Here is a 3235-nt window from a genome sequence, read left to right on the forward strand (position 1 = left end):
CACGTCCACGGGCCGGGCTGCAAGCACGACCACGGCCACGGCGGCCACCGCCACTGACATGCCGCCCGCCGCGCTGCCGGCCCCCACGCTGCTGCGGCTGATGTGGCTGGCCTCGCCGGCCCTGCCGGTCGGCGGCTTCAGCTATTCGGAAGGGCTGGAGGCGGCCGTCGACGCCGGCCGGGTGCACGACGAGGCGAGCGCGGCCGCCTGGGTACTGGACCAGCTCAAGCTCGCGCTCGGACGATCGGAGTTGCCGCTGCTGGCCCAGGCTTGGGCCGCATGGCAGCAGGCCGACCTGCCGCGCGCCGCCGCGTTGAACGACTGGGTGCGCTGCACGCGCGAGAGCAGCGAGTTCCGCCAGCAGACCGAGCAGATGGGCCGTTCGCTCGGCGAGTGGCTGCGCCAGCGCGCGCCCGATGACGAGCGCGTCGCCTTCCTCGGCCGGCTCAACCCCGCACCGACCTGGCCGGTCGCCTTCGCGCTCGCCGCGCTGCTGGCCAGCGCCCCGGTGCGCGAAGCGCTGCTGGCCTGTGCCTTCGGCTGGGCCGAGAACATGGTGCAGGCCGCGCTGAAGGCCGTGCCGCTCGGCCAGAGCGCCGGCCAGCGCATGCTGGACCAGGCGGTGGCAGCGATCGAGCCGGTGGTCGACGCCGCGCTCGCGATGCCCGACGACACGCGCCAGGCCTTCACGCCAATGCTGGCGATCGCCTCGGCGCAGCACGAGGCACAGTACTCGCGGCTGTTCCGCTCGTAGGCTTCAGTCCTTCTCGCGGCCCCACACCGCGAACAGCACCCGCGCCTTGCGCCAGGGCGACATGCGCTCGTCGGACAGCACGTCGAGAAAGTCCGACAGCCGCTTGGACTTGGCGATCGTGTAGAGCGTGAGCCAGGTCGTCAGCGCAAACACGCCGCCGAACCAGGCGATGCGCCGCCACATCGGGGCGTCCGCTTCAGCCAGCAGGTTCATGCCGAGAAAGCCCGTCGTCACCGTGCCGATCAGGCCGAACATCGTGACCACCGTCAGCCGCACCACCGTGTTGGCCTGGCGGCGCAGGCTGTCCGCATCGAGGTAGGCGTTCATGTCGGCGATGCGCTCCTTCACGTCGGCATACAGCGCGTCCAAGCCCAGGTGGCGCGCGGTCAGCTCGAACAGCGCACGGGCCTGCGCCTGCTCCGCCACCTGGTGGAACCAGTAGCGGTGCGTGAAGCGCAGAAAGCCTTCGAAGCAGGCGCGGATCTCGCGCTTGAAGCGCTTGACGCTCGACGGGTTGCGCACGTTCAGGCGCTTGAGCGCCGCGACCAGCCGGTCGCTGAACATCAGCAACGCCGCCTTCTGGAAATGCGCGATCAGGAAGATCATGAAGTGCGGGTGGCGGAACTGCGCCAACACGCCACGATCGCCGCAGCGGAAGAAAGCCGCGTCGGCCCGGCCGACGACCACCAGCGCGTGGCCGCTGCACAGGTAGCGCGTGTCGGGCGCCGCGCCGGTGGTCGACCAGAAGCGGTCGTAACAATGGCGTGCCTCGAAGTCGGCGAGGTGCCGCTCCGAATAGGGCAGTTCGCCAGCGCCATCGGCCCCCTGCGCGCCGCCGGCCCCGGTCACCAGGCCCAGGCGAACGAAGTCGGCGCGTGACAGCGCGCGCGGGTCGTCCAACGCGAGGTAGGCCATCATCGGCATGCGGTAGTACTCGATCTGGCGGTAGCGCAGCGCGCCCTCCACGGCCGAGTGGTCGGGCACCAGCGGCTCGAGGAGCCAGGCCCAGTGCGCCGCGATGCGCGGCGCCCGGTGCTCGGCCACGTGGGCCAGATAGACCTCGCGCGCCTGCGCGTCGGATTGCGCGAGCACGCGCCCGTCGGCCGCCAGCCACTCGGCAGCGAAGTGGCAGTGCTGCGGCCGGCCGGCCGCGTCCCAGCCCGGCGGGTAGGCGCGGCCGGTGCGGTAGAGCAGCTCCTGCGCCAGCGGCAGGCTCAGCGCATCGGCCTCGAGCTCGACGTTGAGCAGCACCACATCGACGTCGAAGAAGAAGTACAGGTCGACGTGCACGACGCGCAGTTCGACGGGCTGCGCCCCCGCACGCGGCCAGACGCGTGCGCGCGCCACGTCGCGCCGGCGGAACACGCGCATCGGCGCGCCGTGGTACTCGTCGTCGCCTTCGTCACTGTCACGCGCGACGCGGCCCTCGCCGTAGAGAAAGCGCTGCACGTAGGGCAGGAAGGTGACGAACTCGTTGTAGTGCCGCTCGTGAAACTGCTTCGGGTCGCCGGTGTACTCGTCGACCTGCTCGCGCCACGGTGACGCGGGCCCGGCCTCGCGCAGGCGCTGCCAGGGCGGCTGGCCATCGTCGCGCCGGCCGGGCATCAGGCGCAGCGGCCACAGCAACACCTGGCGAAGGTGCCGCACGGTGACCGGCTCCGGCGCCCCGGCCGTTGGCGCCGTGGCGAGCCTGCTGTCGTGGACCGGGCCGTCGTCGAGCATGCGGGCCACTGTACGCCCGGGCTTTGCCGCGCAGCAAGACACAGCAACATGGGCGCAATGCCAGGGCAGGATCATGCATCTGTGCAGGCGGCTGCCGGCCGCGGTGCCCCCTCCCTCACCCCGAGGTCGGTGGCCGCCTGCACAACTCCCGGCGCCATGCTGGCGCACAGTTGGCACGGGGCGTGCATGCCATCATGCGCACCATGAACACCTCGCCCGCCCTGCGCACCAAGCCCCTTCCCCCTTTGCGCGTCGGCGTCGGCGGCCCGGTCGGCTCGGGCAAGACCACGCTGGTCGAGATGCTGTGCAAGACCATGCGCGAGCGCTGGGACCTGGTCGTCGTGACCAACGATATCTACACCAAGGAAGACCAGCGCCTGCTCACCGTGGCCGGCGCGCTGGAGCCCGAGCGCATCATGGGCGTCGAGACCGGTGGCTGCCCGCACACGGCCATCCGCGAAGACGCATCGATCAACCTCGAGGCGGTCGACCGCATGCTCGAGCGCTTCCCGAACGCCGACATCGTGTTCATCGAATCCGGCGGCGACAACCTGGCCGCCACCTTCAGCCCGGAGCTCTCCGACCTCACGATCTACGTGATCGACGTGGCCGCGGGCGAGAAGATCCCGCGCAAGGGCGGCCCCGGCATCACCAAGAGCGACCTCTTCGTGATCAACAAGACCGACCTCGCGCCTTACGTAGGGGCCGACCTGTCGGTGATGGAAGCCGACACCAAGCGCATGCGCGGCGCCAAGCCCT

General features: G+C 70.9%; 3 protein-coding genes. 2 read left to right on the top strand and 1 reads right to left on the bottom strand.

All coding sequences use genetic code 11. The features are described 5' to 3' along the window. Nucleotides 1-58 precede the first annotated feature (58 nt). The gene (locus tag VJ693_RS24480) at nt 59-754 is read left to right on the top strand and encodes an urease accessory protein UreF (protein WP_324158617.1); all 696 of its coding nucleotides are present in this window, start codon (nt 59-61) and stop codon (nt 752-754) included. Between the two features lie 3 nt (nt 755-757). Here VJ693_RS24480 and VJ693_RS24485 read toward each other — a convergent pair whose 3' ends face one another. Continuing rightward, complete coding sequence (locus VJ693_RS24485) at nt 758-2476, bottom strand: hypothetical protein (RefSeq protein WP_414652364.1); 1719 nt, start codon at nt 2474-2476, stop codon at nt 758-760. A gap of 194 nt (nt 2477-2670) precedes the next feature. Between VJ693_RS24485 and ureG the strand changes: the two genes are divergently transcribed. After that, nucleotides 2671-3235: urease accessory protein UreG (gene ureG / locus VJ693_RS24490; RefSeq protein WP_324158615.1), on the top strand; the 565-nt coding region annotated here is incomplete at its 3' end.

Origin of the sequence: Ideonella sp. (assembly GCF_035254525.1) — a bacterium.
Classification (GTDB): Bacteria; Pseudomonadota; Gammaproteobacteria; order Burkholderiales; family Burkholderiaceae_C; genus Ideonella.